The organism is Thauera carbonicopians (genome assembly GCF_025699485.1).
In the GTDB taxonomy this organism is placed as follows: Bacteria; Pseudomonadota; Gammaproteobacteria; order Burkholderiales; family Rhodocyclaceae; genus Thauera.
The window spans coordinates 136,271-153,771 of sequence record NZ_JANUXN010000005.1; the positions used below are offsets into that span (position 1 = coordinate 136,271).

The following is a 17,501-nucleotide window of genomic DNA, read 5'->3' on the forward strand; positions in this document are numbered from 1 at the left end:
ATTCCGATCGAACTCATCGGACGACAATGCCGGCATGGTGGTTCCTCTTCATACTGGACTCACCATGCAAAAATCTGTCGGTATGCTCAATTTCTCTCAACCGCATCAGGTTGAGTCGTTTGAAGAGGGAGCATAGCCTTCCCACAGGGAAGGCTGGGTGGAGGTAATCGGGCAAGGTAATAGATGGTATCCAGATAATGAAAATCCTGTGCGACTCGCGGCAAATAGGATGGGCGGATTAATTGACCATGTCGAGGTAGCCGCAGATGGGTGCCCCTCGCTTGTCGAGGCGCGGCATGCCGCCAATGGAACGCAGAACCGATCGTGACAGTAGCTTGTTGCCGGCAATGCAGGATGTCTCTGGCATCATTATGCAGTCAGGGCATGCTCCGCCGCGTGCCGTACAAAGTGAGCCCGTGCCGCATTGAGTGGCCTTTGAGCCCAACATCGCCGTCAACATTGCAGTACCCGTATTGCGCCAGAGCGCCGACAGGTTACCCAGGTCCATCGTGGTTCCGTTGCGATAGACCACAAAGGCCAAATCAGCAGGGAAGATGTATTCGCCAAGCGAACCTAGGTCTAGGCCGGAATATTCGGAGACGTGCTTCATCAATAGGTGCGAATAGCTGTGGAGCAACGTATACAGGTAGAGATAGACGGGGGGTGTAGTCGTCTCGGGCAGATTGTCCAGGAATGGACTCATTGACTCTGTTGCGCCCAACAGGCCCGCGCCAATTTTCTCGCCGGCGTTCAGCGTGAACATGTCCGGGCATTTCAAACTATGCAGCCATTCGAGAACACTTTCTTCTTTGAGGCGTACGTAAATGGCCTCGTTACCCTGTTGGACAACGTACACGGGATACCGTGTGCTGTCGTTTTGCTTTACCGGTGGAAACAGATTCAGACGGACAGGCATGTCCATGCCGCGCTTGTCCCGGAGAATGGGTGTCGACTCCATTCTGGAGTAGCCGAAGCTGAAGCGACATAGATCAAACTCGCGGATGAGCCCCATGTCGTCAAGCCCCATCTTGTCGAGCAAAGTACGCGTCGCAGCCTGAACTTGCTCCGTCCTGTCCTTGTCCTCGGGCGCAAGGTCTTCGTCCAACCTGGTGAACGAGACATATGGTTTCTTGCCGTTCGTTCTGGTCTCGACGTCAAGGCGGGAACTCTTCAATGTGGCATGCTCGATAGCCAGACGGAACGGGTCGAACTTCGATGCAAACTTCGATTGCCTGTCGCGGATGTTCGATAGCACCGTTAGCGGAAGGTCCACCTTTGGCAGCAGAATCTGGCGTCGCCGAAGTTCATCTAGGACGCGTTGCTTGTGACTATAAGCAAGGTTAATTGACCCTTTGAGGGTCGTACGTATGGGTTCTGGAAACTCCTCCAGCGTATGGATTTGTTGCACAGCCGCCAGATAGTCCGCTAAGTCTTTGGTGCACTCGGGCTTGCCCTCGCAGGCTTTTTGTACGTCTTCGTCCGCAATATCCTGAGCGGCGAATCCATACTGCTTGGCGACAAAATCTTTGAGCTCTGCCTCCCGCCCGGGTCTTAGGCAAGTCAGCAGCTGCTGACTGCCATCCTTGAAGTCGATGAATAGGTCAGATTTGACGTAGTAGGCACTCGACGCTCGATAGGGGGCTGCTTGCATGCGCACTTCGGTCAAACGGTCGGGCCCCATTGCAGTGCCAATGATCCGCAGCGTGTCGCGGTCGTTCTGCAGCCACTTCGGTGAGAGTGGCTTCTCGCAGACAGCACATTCGAAGAACCAGTCACCGATGCCAGCGGATCGTCGATTCAACTTGAACTGAGAACTGCCGCATACGCAGCTGTCGCGGTGCTTGACAGCCCGGCCTTCTCGGTTGCAATGCCATTGGCCCGGGAAGGGGGCCTCCCAGTGGCCGGACCAGTGTACGAAGATGACGTCCAGCTGCTCCCAGTCACACTTTCCCTTTGTCTTCGGATTAGGGCAGTGGGCTGAAGACAAATTTCCCAGATCCTTATCTAGCTCCTCGAGTGTTTCATAGTCTTGGAACATCCCGCAGGTCCGGCAAACGAACGCCAGAGGCGCTGGCGTGTATTCCATGTGGGATGGACGGCAAAGGTAGAAGCGATCCTGCCCGGGCAACTGAAACTCCATCTCCGTCGGGTCGAGCATGGCCCGATCCACGCACTGCGCAGGCAAGATACTTGGTTTTGTCGGGTCATTGTCGCGCACCGATGAGGCAGCGTTAAACCACGCTCTTCCGAGCTCGTTCATTCGCTCGAACAGCAAGTCCTTAGTCGATTCGGACAACTGGATGGGTTCTCCGGCCGACGAGCGGGCGATGCACGACCCCATGCCGCCCTCGAAGGTAAAGAAGCTCTCTGGTGCATAGGCTGTCGCAAGCTGGTTGCGCGAACGATTCATTGTTTTTGCTTTGGCCATCCTGTTGTCTCCCGTCAGCTACGCGCTTCTGTAGCGCTATCGGTCGAATCGATATCTGCCCCTGAACCCCGGCGGATAAAAGTCATCGTACGCGCAGTCATTCCCCCTTTTACCGGCCTCGAAGCGGCGTCGATACTCGACTCACGAATGAGTCCAGGCTGGTCCACATCGCGTAGAGAGGTCATCGGCCGGAGCAGGTTGTCGCGCTCAGCGAAAAACTTCACCAGATGCGTGGCGTTGACCAGGCGGTCGATGTTCAGGTCTTGCTGGTAGTGAGTCAGCTGACGCTTGAGCAACGAGCGGTAGTGGCGCTTTCCTTCCGGTGACGGTGAGAATGGCAGTCCCAGAGCTTTCTCCATGAACGCTTCGGTCGCTTTCATATTGGCCGGCACGGCTAGGAAATCGCGTACGTCATGAGCCATCGCGTACGTCGGGCTGTTACGTTTCTTGTTGTCGTCTACCGCGCACAATCGTTCGATGGCATTCATGCCGCAAACGTATTCCTGGAAGAAACTTGGCATCACGCGCACAAGTGCTTTTTCCGCCCAACGGTCCACCGCGGCCGGCAAAATCATCCGTTCCAGGAAGCGATGGAAGATGTCATGAATTTCGAGCACGAACCGGTCTCGGTAGCGCTGCGGCACGGGCACCAGCAGCGAAAATCCTACGTGGGTACGGCCGACGCGTGATGAGGCTTGAATGTATTCCGCGATGTCCGATGGAATGCCGGCGAAGAACATCGCATTGAACTCCTCCACATCGACGCCATGTGAGATGGCAGATGTGGCAATGATCGACCGCAGCGTGTTGTTGAGCTCTGGGAATGGCTGCTCTGCACCAACGCGTGCCTCGGCCCTCCGGACGATGTCCTGTATGTCTGCAGCAGAGACAGCGCCCGAGATGAGTTCAGAAATCAAGACGTGCTCGTTGTATCCCTCCGCACGATGGAGCTTCTCGAACTGCACCTTCTCGGTATCAATGACTTGGTCACCCCCCTTTTTGTTGGTGACATAGGTCAGGGCAATGCGGTGCAGGTCTACCAGGGTGAGCAAGGTCGCGGCATCTGCCTGTGTCAGCAGTCGAACGAATTGGGGCTGTAGGGGGCCAGGCGACACCCAGCGAATCAGCTCGTTGCGTGCAGCCTTTTCCTTGACCGGATCTTCGCTTCTGAGGCGTTCGTACAGGTCCGTAAGCATGAGGTGGTAGTGGCCCAGGACGGCGGCCATGGCGACGGTATGACGGTGCCCATTGGTCAGGACAGAGCCGTAGACCCGCGCCCAGTGACTCCGCAACTCGACATCGCTGACGGACATGGCGGCACGCTCGGTATCGTCTGGCATGTCGTCCGGTTGCATGGGGGTTGCATAGAAGGAATCGTAGAGTGTCGGCCCCGGGTGGGGGAACTGAACCGTGTTATCGCGCTGATAGAGGTGGCACATTTGCCGTTGCGGCTCGGTGACCGTGGCCGAGGCGGCAATGACCTTGATTTTCCGGCGCACCGTCGAATCGGGTTCGTACGATAGGCAACCCTTCAACAACGGAGCAAGGTGGTCGAAAGCAGCGTCCAGCGCAGATTCGAACAGGCCGGAGAATGTGCCCAGAGACTCATCCAGAAGGTGCGCCTCATCCTGAATCAGCAGGGCAGGGAATGGGTCAAAGAATCGTTTTTCTCCGGATGAAAATGCCGGAAACAATGCCCGCGAGCTAGCACCGGGGTGCCCATCCCACTCTCTCGACTTCATCGGCACCAACAGGCGTTCGCTGCCGGTTTCAACCAGCGGCGCGAAGCCGAACATGCCGAAGAACTTGCGGATGGTGCCTTGCGACTGGCCGATGGCAGCCAGCTTATCGACCGTGCCCAGTAACACGGATGGAGCCAAATCGTAGATGTCCTCGTCCACGATGTAAAAAGGCAGAGGGGTCGGCTTGATGAAGCGCGCGTTCCAAGAGCACTGCTCCTTGGGAGCGGAGCAGTAGTGGCCCATCGCATTGGCACCATTGCCGGAATGGCGACGTAGTGCGAGCAGGCTGCCGTCCTTGTTCCCGCAGAATGGGCAGGAGGAAAGCTTCAACCAGCGCTCACGGGCGCTTTTGTAGGGCTGGAGGTCCTTGTATTTGGGTTCGGTGCTGGGGAGAACCTCGTCGTCACGTGGCACTTCGTTGTAGCCGTCTGCGGAATGCCAGTTGGGGGTGTTGCTGCCCCCTACCCAGAATCCGAGTGAGAACGGCTCGCCCGGATGTTGACGCGCATGCCGTACCTCTTCGGCGGCACCCATGGTGGCGAAAGTTCGACGGGCTTGCTGCAGCGTGAGCAGGCGCAGCGGATAGCGCATCAACGCCGACACGCCCCTATGTTTGCCACGCAGTCGGTCGAGAAAGAGCACGAACACAAGCAGGCCAAGGAAGGCTTCAGACTTTCCGCCGCCGGTTGAGAAGTACAGCAGTGTGACGGCGTTGGCATGCTTGGCAACGTCGGCTGTATAGAAGTCGTGAAACTTGGGGATGCGCGTTGCGAATGCCGGGATGGAAGCCAGGATGAATGCGAGCTGGAAAAGGCGCCATTCGTCGTACCCCTTCGACCTGGCAACCTTGGACATGGCGGTGTTCATCGACACCCATGCCTCGAACGGAATGCCCAGCGGCGATTTTTGGATGCCCGGGCCGCTCCAGTGCGCACGCGACTTTTCAAGGATGGCCAAGCCGCAACGGATCGCACCCAGCTCCCTGCGCCAAGCTATGAGGTCCTCATGCAGCTTGTCGTGCTCCGCCGCCAATTGCTCGGCTGCGTTAGGCCCATCGAGCCCTTGGCCGACCGGGTGCTGCTCAACTTGGGTCAGCCAGGCTTCATATGCCGCGATGAGGGGTTGGAGACCGGCCAGGCAGTCGGGCTGGGCCAGCTTCTCTATCCTACGTTCGACCGCCCCATCGGTTGGGATGATTCGCGGCAATACGTAGCGTGGAGCCCACGTCGTCGTGAGGCGATGCAGCGCGTCGTTCTTCGTGAGCGTAATGCCACCATTGAAACCGAGCGCTGGATATTTAAGGTATTGGTTGTATCGGTACGATGGTTTGACGCGATCTAGATGGAGAAACAGATGGTCAATCGCCGGCAAGGTCACAGATATAGAGAGCTGAAAGAGTGCGGGCTCCAATTCTCTGAAGTTGTCTTTTGTGAGCGGTGATGTCCAGTTCTCAAGCGCCACATGCACGGTGAGGCGAGTCGCGTCAACCGGGTCAGGCACTGCTTGAACGACCCACCGCAGATCGAGTTTCGGAATCACGATGGGAAGGCTGGAAGTCCGAACCGCTTCAAGATAGCGCTGCCAGTCGCGTACGTTGGACGGACGTACCCGCACACGGCGGTAGCCCCATTGCTTTCCACCGAAGTTGGGGTCGGTGCTGGCAACCCAATCTGAAAGCTGTTTGGCGATGGCTTCGTTCAGAGCGTGGCTTGCCTTTTTCGCATCAGCCTCCGCCGTTGCCGGCGTAAATTCGAACGCAGGCAGCGTCAGTTCGAGCCGGAGCCATTTCGGCGGAGGCGGGATATCGTCCGCGAGGGCATCGGGTGTGACGGGGCCGACGGCGATCTCCTGGGCGGGGCGGACCTCGCCTTCCACACCGTCTTCGTCTTCCTCCCCAGCCGTTGCTTCAGTTTCTTCGCTGGGTGGTGTCCGGTCCAGGCGGTTGTCGAAGGGTAGTCCCATGGACTCGTACACACCCTTTCGGGCCTCGTAACTCTGCGCAGCCCATTCCGGATTTGACTTGCCGCCTGGCAGCGTCGCCTCGAGCGTCGTCAGAGCGTTCTTGACTCTACTACGGATTTCAGTGCGTGCCTCTTTGGTCAATGGGAAGGTGGGCTCAAGACGGCCACCAGGCTTCATGTCGTCCTCGTTCGGGAGAATCCGTACGTAGACGGCGCCGGTCAGAGACACACTCAGATTCGTATTCGTCGCGGCCGAGCGAAGCTGAAAGTCCATACCGTGCGCACTGATACGAATCGGGTCGGCTTCCTCATCCCCGCTACGCTCTTCGGCAGGCATCGGCACGATGAATTCCGACATCAGCGTAGCACTTGGTTTTGCGCCGTAAATGACTTTGTAAAAGTCGCCTCGGCCAGCGAGCCGTGCCGACAGCCCATTCAGCAAACTGTCTACAACGGCCTCCTTGTAGGCAGGATGGATGTTGCGCGGGTTCTCACTGAGAATGGGCACTTGGCTTCCCCTTCTTGCTTGTCTCCGTACGCGGAGGTACAACGCGTTCGACACGGTAAACGCAGCACAACGCCTCCTGCTGGAGGTGCTGGATGATCGCCTGAGGTAGCTTGCGGTAGATTGCTGCGCTCTCAGGCTGGAATAGGATTTCGGCGTAACGGGCAACCAACTCCCGTCCTAGGTATTGATTTAGACGCCGTGCGTTTCGGACGAAGCCCCAATGCTGCTCGGCGGCTTCGTCGCTAATGTCCAGGGCTTTGCAGAACACCTTGAAATACTTCGCATCCTTCGAGGCGTGCGGCTTGGTGTCGTCCTTCGCTTGCAAGGCCAGCCAGTAGTACACACGGCCTGGTCGACAGTTCGTCGCTTGAGGGTCAATGTCGACCATTCTTGCGTGGATTTCCCGCGCCAACGCGGACCGCTTCGTGGCCTTGAACATCATCGCGCAACGTCTTTGCACGTCATCGTGGTACAGCTTGAGCAGCATGCGCACGGGGTGTGCGACTGAGCTTATGCCTTCGTCGTTCAGTTGTAGTGACGACTCCAGCTTGGCACGCAGTTCGTCGCTCATGTCAAAGATGAAATCGCCTGGGTGAATGGCGCTGGCAGCAGTGCGCCTGAAAGGAGGGTCTTCATCTGGCACGTGGCGGTAGACCCATCCTGAGGCGTACATCAGTCCGTCACCCTCCAGTTCGAACTTGTAGTACGTTTGCTCGCCACCTTGGCCGTTGTTCCCGTACTCATCGAACTTGAACGTCATCGGTATTTCGCGCAATTTTCCGATAACGATGGGGTTCGGGACTTCAGCCAATCGTCGTCCGAGCTCTTGGGCCAACAACCCGATACGTCCTCGGTACGCTTTGAACGCTCCGACCTCTTTCATGCCAGTCAATGTCTGAAGGGCGGATTCGGCTTGTCGATACGCAACCAGGATCGCAGTACCGTGTGGCACGTCTGGGTGCGTGACCAGAATACGAAGCACATCCGGGTTCATTCCGACGAATGCAAAATGCTTGCCTTTGCGTTCGTCGGGGAGCGTCTTGGCCACAGTCGAAAGCGTATGCCATTCAAGGCGTGCCTCGGCAGTGGGCCAGTCGTTCGCCAAATTGCGCTGGAGGAAGCGAAGGGCCAATAACACGTACTTGTTGCTGGGTAGCACTAGCGAGATGCCATGACGCCCAGTCAAAGCATGCTTCCTGACTTCGGCCAGCATACGGGCTGCCATTGGGGTTGCATTATTCCAGTCGTCGAGGAGTTTTTCGGCGCGCTCAATCGTCTGCTCAACCGATGTGCGAACTTCGTTCAAGGCACCAGAGGCCAGTGCCTCACGGAGCGCCTCTTTTATTGGTATCCAGGCGTTCTGGTGACTGCCATAGTCGCCGGCCTCAGCCTCAGCTGAGACCGCGGTCAAATCTCTATACCCTGCTGGCATGTTGGACAGTCGCAGGATATACATGCACGCTTGGAACAGCGCTTTGTGTGCTGGAGTGTCTTCACCGCGGGCTTTGGTGGTCAGCCGTTGGAATGCCAAGGCGAGCTGAGACGCATCCCGGTCGACAATGCTGACACTGAAATTGGCGTTGCTGCGCTGGGCCGGCTCCCAATTCGAAGGTACAGGATGTGCTGAGAGTAAAGAGCCGTCGGCTTCGGCGGCCCACACCTTTGTCGAGAAGGTCGGATTGAAGCCATGAAACTGCTTTCGCAGGATGAAGAAGGTCTTGGGATCGTCGGTGACGACGACTGCCCCGGTATCGGCGAAACCGTTTTCGCGTGCGAACAACAAGAAATCAAGGATGCGTCTGACTGCAGAGTCGTCCGTGTGCAACGCGGCATGGGTGGCGTCGAGTAGTAGAACTTCCGGTCGCCCCTCCGCCTTCAGGGCTGGCGCAGCAAGGGCGGTTCGCCACATGTCTTTTTTGGCGGTGTGATGCACGACCATCAGTGCCCCTGGTGCCTTGTCGGGGATACTCCATTCCAAGCTGACCTGCTGACGCAAATCACGCCGACTTGCAAGTCGCTCGACCTTGGACAAGGTTCGTTCGAGAGGATTGGCTACCAATGTTCCCCAGGTTCGTTTGGCTGGATCGAAGACAAATGCGGGAACCAGTTCTGCGAGCGATGGATTGGGCAGCTCTGGGGAATGCAGACTAACGTCATTAAGCCCCCCAAGAGCGGCCAGAAATGCTGGTGAGGATGTGCAGGTCTCCGGTTCGGTTGAGCCATGCTCCTTTTGTACCCATAGCTGCCGATACAGCTCGCTGAGCGCTTGACGGTCCGCGAGCACGCTGTGCAGCGGTGCGCGGCATGCATGGTTGCCTGGGTACAGCAGAGTACGCAGTCCTCGCAGATCCTTGGCAAAGACACGCTCAACATTGGCTAAGGCATGCAGGAGCGGCAACGACGTCAGCTTAGCCGGCCAGACCAGGCAAAGGGTAACGCCGCCCTCGTCCGCCGCTGCCAGAAGCGTGCTCACGAGCCCATTCGTCCAAGGCTGCGGCGCGATAGATTCGTTCCCCGTCCTTGCTTGGTAGGTCAGATGTGCGCTTCCAGCGCGGACCTGTGCCCAGGGACGTTGTATGCGTAATGCAGAAGCCGGAGGAGTGGGCGAGGTGGATGCCTGTACGCTGGGCTTTCGTACTTGGTGCTTGGAACCAATGGGCTTGGCTGTGATCTTGCGCGCTAGTTCACCGCGCTTTTTCCGGGCTTTTTCTCGATCGGCTAGGCGCTCGGCCAGTGGCTTAAATTCAGGCATTAGAGATAATCCGAACTGACTCGCGTTGCCCAATCAGCACTGGACAACGAGCCCGAAGGCTTCGTGCACCGCCGCATCCATTGAGTCGCTATTGGCTATGGCCTCCTTAAGCAACCGCGGGTTTGGCAGCGCGAGTTGATTGAGCTCGAACGCCGAAACGTTGGTAGCGCCGGAAATACATCGGAAGCAGCGGTCGATGAGGTGTGTGCTCAGAAGTGCGGCTAATTCTTCGGGTGGCAACGCCGGTTTATCGCTTTTCTGCTCGAGGATGACTACATGGTTCTCGCCGATAAAGCCACCATAAGTCGAGAAAACGCCTGGTGACACCGCGGCGGCCACCAGACGGCGGGGCTGGTCATTCGACGTCACACGCTGTATCACCACGCACGGCGACCTAACGACCGATGAGTGCGTCTTGTGGCCCGGGTCCACAAAGCGATGTTCGCCGTGATTGGTAGAGGTGTCTTCAAGTCGCACGACGCCACCGGCCGTGATGTCCCGTGACCAGAGTAGAGGCATAGCTGTGTGTGCATTGGCCTGTTTCGCATCTTGAAGCGACTCGAATTTAGGGCGCTTGTCGCGATTCCAGACATATGCGCCTATGCGCACCTTGTAGCCATAATCAGAGAGACGGAACGCAGAGCGCATGGTGGCCTTGAGGAGCCTTACATCCGCGATGGCACGTGGAATAGACCACACAGCGCCGGAGTTTGGCAGCAGGCATTCACCCACGCTCTGATACTGGCCCGTGCCAGACACTACAGAGACGGCGGCTTGTACCTGCGCGCGCTCCTCTTCGATACGCCGGCGCAGGACGGTCAATGCCGTTTCTTGTTCTACGTCGATGAATACGCCCTGCCGGTCGCTGACCATGCCGATGTGTTCGACATCGGTATTACGCATGAGGAACTTGCGCAGCTGGCCGAAGTACAGACCGGACAAAAAACTGGTCGGTGTGACCAACGCAGCACGCCCGCCTGTGCGCAGCAAGCGTACGCACAGGGCAATGAACAGGCAGTAGAGGTTTGGCTGAGCTTCGATAACCTCCGCATAGGCGTCGCGCAATGGCAGCAGCTCCTCGGCCGTCATCTTGCGATACGGTGGATTGCAGACGACAACATCGACGGTGCTCAGATTGGTGGCGAACCGGATCAATGAGTTCGCCTGATAGACTTTAAACGTCGGGACGTAGCCGGTCTTCCGGATTTCACTATGCAGCGCCATGCGCAGGAAATGCTTGGACATCTCGCAAAGCGTCTTGTCCAACTCGGTACCGTGGAGGTGCTGCTCAATGTGTTTAAGCCGCCGGCGTGGCCTGACGCCCTTCGCCACCAGCGCTTCTCGCATGCGTAGTGCAATCGGGACCAAGAAGGCGGCGCCACCGCAGGCCGGATCCATGAAGGACTGGCGTCCAAAGTCAACGCCTTGCTGGGCTAGATCATCGAGTAGTCCATCGGTCAACGACGCCGGCGTGAAGAACATCGCCAACTGCTTCCGATAGCTTTCCTCGACCAATACCGCGTATGAGGAGCTGAGCCAATATGTGGCTTCAAGGAGGCTCAGCTGATGCAGTACAGCCACGAACGCTTCCAGCTCCGGCTCAGCAGCAAGCGCCTTAGAATAGGGCAGGGACGGCTCTGGCAGTGCAGGAAATGCGGTCTTGCACCACATGCGCAACACCGTCCCAACAAGCGTTGGCACATCGCTGTCACAACGCTTGGCTGCCAAGCCGAGTGCTTTGATATGTCGTGTGATGAGCAGCTTCGACGGCGGCAGCATCAAGCGAGCCTCCGACATCGGCCTAGCGTGGCAGCTTCATCTACTCCCGACTCTTCGATCATCCCCCTCCCCTAAACCTGCGTTTGTCTTGGCGACTTCTTCCGCACCTGCAAGACCGGCAGAGCCGGACATAGTGGTACCGCCGAGGCCCTACGCCGCTGCCTCCCCTTGGTTTCGTGATGCGTGCACCTGATGGCCACGGACCAACGTCGCTCTATCTGCCCTGCGGGATGTACCGCCGGTTGCTGGGCTGCTCTACACCCGCCATGCCTTCATGGGGTGGAAGGCTGTTGTTGCTATGGTGAGGGATTTTACCGTGCAGCAGATGCTAACGAAATAGCCAGAAGCCGTGGCTTGGCGTTGTACCTTGTCGAAACCGGGCATCTCGTTGTGCGAAGATACAAGCGGGATTTTGGCTACCGCGGTCGTTTGCCTGTGGTGTGGATGCCGTAGTAGCCTGTCATGCAGCGTTCGCAGCGAAACCTCGAAAGGGAGGACAATCTCTTGGTTGTACATCAGTTGACTGTCGATGCCCTCGTGCGCTCGATTGGTGTGGCACGAGACAGGCCGTTGTTGGTCTTCCTTGGTGCCGGCGCTTCAATGAGTTCAGGCATGCCGTCGGCGGACCAATGTCTTTGGGAGTGGAAGCGGAGCATCTTCCTGACCAATAACCCAGGCTTAGAGGCTCAGTTCAGCGAACTGTCACTGCCTTCAGTCAGACACCGCATCCAAGCCTGGTTGGATAGCAGGCGCAAGTACCCACCAGAAGGGAGCCCCGAGGAGTATTCGGTCTATATCGAGGAATGCTTCGCCCGTAGCGACGACAGGCGTATGTACTTTGAGCGATGGGTCAAGCAGTCCAGCCCTTACCTGGGATACCAGCTCCTTGCAGAACTCGCCCGTCAAGGGATGATTGCTTCCGTCTGGACTACTAACTTTGATGGGCTCGCAGCCCGTGCAGCCGTGGCGGCGGGAATAACGGTGACGGAGATTGGCATTGATTGCCAGCAACGTCTGTACCGCAATCCCGGAGAAGGCGAGATGCAGTGTATCTCACTGCATGGGGACTATCGCTACGATGCCTTAAAGAACACGCGTCGCGAACTTGAAGAACAAGAAACGGAATTGCGTAAAGTGCTGCTGGAAAAGCTGCGCACCCATCCCGTCCTGGTATGTGGATACAGCGGTCGGGATCGAAGCGTCATGCAGGTCTTCTATGATGCATATCGAGAGAGCGCTGGCAAGAACCCCCTCTATTGGGCCCAGTATGGCGACTCAGACCCTCCTTCCGAAGTACGGCGCCTGATTTCAGCCAACGAAGGTACGGAGCCTTTCGGGTATCACATCCCAAATGTCGTCTTTGATGATCTCATGCGGCGCTTGGTGCTTCATGTAACTTCGCAGGAAGACCGGGAGCGTATCGAGTTAACCCTCAGCCGTTTCAAGGCTGACCCGGTAAGCCAGCGTACCGCCTTTTCATTGCCGTCACTGCCAGTGACGGGGTTGGTGAAAAGCAATGCATTCCCGATGGTTCCGCCCCGAGAGATTATTGAGTTCGATCTCTTGGAGTGGCCTGCTCCAGGTACCGTCTGGTCAACATTGCGTGAAATTGGCGACCGCCACGGCTTTGTGGCCGCCCCGTTCAGAGGGAAGGTGTACGCCATGGCAACTATCGACCAGCTGAAAGCAGCGTTCGGTGCGAACGTTAACGGTACGTTCAACCGCGTTGCCATTAGCGATGAGGATCTGCGCTATGAAGATGGCACGGGTAATCAGCTCATGCGGCGTGCGGTAGTCATCTCGTTGTCACGCGCGGAAGGATGCCGGTCTGATCTCGACTCGCTCATCTGGGACGCCAACGCGTATAAGCAAGAAAAACTCGACGAGCGCTTATGGCAGGTTCATCAAGCAGTGATTCTGCAAGCCAAGACGCTAGCCGACGGCCTGGCACTTGTAATGAAACCAACGCTCTTTGTTTCCGATCGTCAGGGGAATGCCGCTCCGATCGAGGTAGAACGCGCACTAAAAGTCAAGGTTCTGGGATACCAACACAACAAGGAGTTCAACGAAGCCCTTGAGATGTGGCGAAATCGCCTTTTACCGCACCGGGATGTACAGGTCCGCTTCCCAGACGTGGAAAATGGCATCACGTTCTCGATCTCGTCCTGGCCACTCTTTGCTCGAATCACGGATGAGCGCTCTGGAACAGTCAAGCTGACGGATAGCCAAGAGCGTGCCGCACCTCAGGTGGGCTTGCAGCTCTCCGAACCGAAACTCACCTTTGCGAGCTCAACGGGAGCTGGTCTTGCAGAAGACACCCACCCAGTCCGCGGTCTGCTGCAAAACCGCCCGTTCGATGCTTTGCTGACAGAGGCGGGTATCTCCACGAAGCTACGGGTGGCGATTATTGCGCCGGCGAAGGACGCGAGGAGAGTGCACCAATATTTATCTCAATTGCACGGTGCCGTCGATCCGACGAAATACGACTCGGACTACTTGCTATCATTCCCTGGCTTCAGCGCCGCCTTCAAATGTTCCCTGGAGATTGCTGAGCCCGGCCAACGATCATTCGTTGAGCTTGTAGAGCCTACGGAGGATTCACCGTCCGCATGCCGAATGCTTGGTGTACGAATCGCTTCTGCGCTATCTTCGCTGAAAGCCGCGGAGAGCCCGAGTGTCACCTTTATCTATATTCCGACACGCTGGCACGGCCTGCGCGGATATGAGTTGGAAAACGAGCGATTCGATCTGCACGACTTCGTCAAATCGTCCGCAATTCCCCTCGGTTGCTCAACGCAGTTTCTGGAAGAAGATACCCTAAACAACTTGCAACAGTGTCGCGTGCGTTGGTGGTTGTCTCTTGCAATATACGCCAAAGGAATGCGTACTCCATGGGCCTTGAAAGAGCTGGACAAGGATTCGGCATATGTCGGAATTGGCTTCAGTCTTCGTCCCAAGGGTGAAGGTCCAGGGCACGTCGTACTGGGGTGCAGCCATCTCTACAGTCCCAGCGGTCACGGGCTGCAGTTCCGTCTGAGCAAGATCGAAGAACCGATCATGCGCAGGAAGAATGCCTTCATGAGCTTCGAAGATGCTAGACGCCTTGGTGAAGGCATTCGGGAGCTGTTTTTCAATGCACACCTTCGTCTACCCAGACGCATTGTTGTTCATAAGCAAACGCCGTTTCTCAAGGCTGAGAGAGAAGGGCTACAAGCAGGACTTCAAGGCGTAGATTGCGTAGAGCTTCTTCAGATCTACGTCGACGACACGCTCAGATATCTAGCCTCTCGACCCAATAAGGGAGGTGGTTTCGGGATCGACAATTTCCCCATCCGACGGGGCACCACGATTGTGGTCGATGATCAAACGGCGTTGCTTTGGGTTCACGGAGCGTCAACCGCACTCAATCCTAAATTGACATACTATCAAGGCAAGAGGCGTATTCCAGCGCCACTCGTACTGGTTCGCCATGCGGGAACGAGTGAACTCATGCAGCTGGCGGACGAAGTACTCGGCTTGTCGAAGATGAACTTCAACAGCTTTGATCTCTACGGCCAGCTACCCGCAACGATCGAAACCTCCAGGCGTGTAGCCGCAATTGGCGCGCTATTGGATCGATATAGCGATCGCTCCTACGATTACCGTCTATTCATGTAAGTACGCTGAGGATGGTAGGCTGCGCGGTCTTGATCGATTGTTGCAGTCGCGTTGGCTGGTGCCGGCGCATGCCGCCTACCTGCAATACCACCGTGCCCGGTTTACGAGCGCGCCGAACGTTGATTCTGAGGGTAGTAAATGAAGTTCTGGGTTGGCGTAACCGACAACGCCTGGTTCAGTTTTCTGAGCCAGTCGGCCCCTGATGAAGTCAACTTCTGGCAACCTCGGGGTGCCACCACCTACGCCGGCTTGACGCCGGGCACGCCTTTCCTGTTCAAGCTCAAGCGCCCCTACCACCATATCGTGGGAGGCGGCTATTTCGTGAAGTCGACTTCGCTGCCGCTGTCCATCGCCTGGGAAGCGTTCGGACACAAGAACGGCGCAGCGCAACGCAGCGTCTTCGAGAAGATGATCCGCAGCCTACTCGCCGATCCGGCAGCGAGAGATCCGGAGATCGGCTGCACCGTACTCGCCCAGCCGTTCTTCTGGCCGCGCGAGGCCTGGATACCCGACCCGATCGACTTTTCCGCCAACATCGTTCGGGGACGCTACTATGACACGGCCGAACCCGCCGGTGAGCACCTCTGGGCCGAGGTGCAGGCGAGAGTCACGGCACAACCCAGCGAACCGCCCGGGGTCAGTGAGCCTGTATCGCTGCAGCGCTATGGGGCACCCGTACCGATCCGACCCAGGTTGGGACAAGGCGCTTTCCGGGTGCTGGTCACCGATGCCTACCAGCGGCGCTGCGCACTGACCGGCGAATCCACCTTACCCGTGCTGGAGGCAGCGCACATCCAGCCCTATGCGGAAAGTGGCCCGCATGATCCCGCCAACGGGTTGCTGCTGCGCTCCGACTTTCACAAGTTGTTCGACATCGGCCTGGTGACCATCACTCCGGATTACCACATTGAGGTCAGCCCGCGTATCCGCGAGGAGTGGTTCAATGGCAAGGCCTACTATCGCCTGCATGGTCAGCCACTGCTCCGGCTGCCGGAACATCCGGATCAGCGCCCTGGCGCGGCCTACCTGCGCTGGCACAACGAGAATCGTTATGTTGGTTAGGGGGCGAGCAGAGGAGGATCATCCCGGGATCCGATGTGAGAATGTCGGTGGGGCAGCATTACGATGTCAGTCCGACGGGTAGCGGGGACGAAGGAGGGGTAGTGGAGGACAGGAATGTCGACAAACCGAACCTGGACGGGTTGTCCGACGCGGACGCGCTCAACACCATCGGAAGGCTGGTCGACCAAGCGTCCGATACCGACAATCTGATTCTCGTTGCCCACGCGCTCGATCTCGCAGACCAACTGGAAGCGCGTGGTTTGGGGGGGAGGCGCGGGCCCTGCTCGACTATTTCCGTGCCAACGCATGGGCATGCCGGTATCAACGACGCTATCGCGAACGCGAGGACTTGTGGAACTTCGAGCAGCTCGAGATCCAACAACAGATATTTCTGCTGCGCCGTGCGGCGCATGGTTCCGGGTTCGCCGCAATGGAGCCGGTCCGGCGCTGCCAGATACTGACCAACCTCGGCAACCAGTTTGATGCGTTAGGCCGCTTCGTCGAGGCGCGTGCCTGCTGGAGCGCCGCCTTGGCCATCGACCCTCGGTTCTGGATGGCCAAGGCGAATCGGGGCCGCGGGCTTATGTACTACGCTGCGGCGCTGTACGATCCGGGCCATGAAGGCGTGTTCGCCTATCACGCCTACCGAGACCTTGCCAAAGCGGTGGAACTGATCAATCTTCTTCCGCACTTGGGCGACCCTGGGGTGCAGAGGGCCTTTGTGCAGGCCGCTAAGCAGATTGCGCAGCATTACGATCTGGAGGCCATCGGTCAGTCGTACCGGCCTGATGCCTGGTCATTGGGCGAGAGCCCGACAGAACAGGCCTACCGTCGCTGGTGCCTGAAGCACACGCTGTTTCTCAATCCGTTGAATGACGTCGATCCGGTGCCGATCGCCGCACAGGATGTTTTGAGCCTACCGGATTTCACCTTGCCGGCGGGTAAGCCGCCGATCGTGACTGGCATGTTCAATGAACTCAAACAGTTGTTCGTCTCGGCACGATGGCTGTTGTGGGAAGGAACCCATGCGGAAGAAGCCCACTTTTCGGACCGAGAGGTGCTGCTGTTCAACACGTTGGACTATCCGTCTTACGGGCTCTCGCTTGAAAAAGTAAAAATGGCCTTTAGACTGGGTTACTCGCTTTTTGACAAAATCGCCTACTTCCTTAATTTCTACCTTGGCTTAGGCGTTGCCGAACACCAAGTGAGCTTCAGAACGATCTGGCGCGAGAAGAAAGGTGGGCCGTTGCGGGTGCTCGTCGCCAACTCAGAAAACTGGCCGCTTCGCGGCTTGTACTGGCTGAGTAAGGATCTTTTTGAGAAAGAGGTAAAGGACACGACAGAGCCGGAGGCGCGTGCCTTGGCTGAACTTCGCAACCACCTTGAACACAAGTACGTGAAGGTATGCGAGATGTCGGTGCCTCTACGCGGCAAGGACCATCCGTTCCACGACACTTTGGCCTACTACGTCACTCGATTGGAGCTGGAGCAGAAGACGTTGCGGCTCCTGCAACTGGTTCGGTCGGCACTCGTATACCTGTCGCTGGCCAGGAGGAGCGCAGACGGGCCAGGGGCAAGAAGGGGCTGAGCGCACCTATGTCACTCAATATCT

General features: G+C 57.6%; 7 protein-coding genes. 3 read left to right on the top strand and 4 right to left on the bottom strand.

Going from position 1 to position 17,501, the window contains the following annotated elements; genetic code table 11:
• Positions 1–238 precede the first annotated feature (238 nt).
• From NX068_RS09730 to NX068_RS09745, 4 genes are all read right to left on the bottom strand, one after another.
• The gene (locus tag NX068_RS09730; protein WP_263461076.1) at positions 239–2,428 is read right to left on the bottom strand and encodes a DUF8724 domain-containing protein; all 2,190 of its coding nucleotides are present in this window, start codon (positions 2,426–2,428) and stop codon (positions 239–241) included.
• Between the two features lie 14 nt (positions 2,429–2,442).
• The gene (locus NX068_RS21220) at positions 2,443–6,639 is read right to left on the bottom strand and encodes a C-terminal helicase domain-containing protein (protein WP_263461077.1); all 4,197 of its coding nucleotides are present in this window, start codon (positions 6,637–6,639) and stop codon (positions 2,443–2,445) included.
• Positions 6,623–9,112 (bottom strand): hypothetical protein, encoded by a 2,490-nt coding sequence (locus tag NX068_RS09740; protein WP_263461078.1) that lies wholly within the window; start codon positions 9,110–9,112, stop codon positions 6,623–6,625. The genes NX068_RS21220 and NX068_RS09740 overlap by 17 nt, the downstream gene beginning before the upstream one ends.
• Before the next feature lie 312 nt (positions 9,113–9,424).
• The gene (locus NX068_RS09745; RefSeq protein WP_263461124.1) at positions 9,425–11,170 is read right to left on the bottom strand and encodes an HsdM family class I SAM-dependent methyltransferase; all 1,746 of its coding nucleotides are present in this window, start codon (positions 11,168–11,170) and stop codon (positions 9,425–9,427) included.
• A gap of 462 nt (positions 11,171–11,632) precedes the next feature.
• On the opposite strand from NX068_RS09745, the gene NX068_RS09750 reads away from it, so the two are divergent.
• The 3 genes from NX068_RS09750 (at position 11,633) to NX068_RS09760 (ending at position 17,477) form a co-directional block, all read left to right on the top strand.
• On the top strand, positions 11,633–14,827 hold the full coding sequence (locus tag NX068_RS09750) for an SIR2 family protein (RefSeq protein WP_263461079.1): 3,195 nt from the start codon (positions 11,633–11,635) through the stop codon (positions 14,825–14,827).
• Positions 14,828–14,965: 138 nt separating this feature from the next.
• Positions 14,966–15,889 (top strand): HNH endonuclease, encoded by a 924-nt coding sequence (locus tag NX068_RS09755; protein ID WP_263461080.1) that lies wholly within the window; start codon positions 14,966–14,968, stop codon positions 15,887–15,889.
• A gap of 349 nt (positions 15,890–16,238) precedes the next feature.
• Positions 16,239–17,477, top strand: a complete 1,239-nt coding sequence (locus NX068_RS09760) for an LA2681 family HEPN domain-containing protein (protein WP_263461081.1) — start codon at positions 16,239–16,241, stop codon at positions 17,475–17,477.
• The last annotated feature ends 24 nt before the right edge of the window (positions 17,478–17,501 follow it).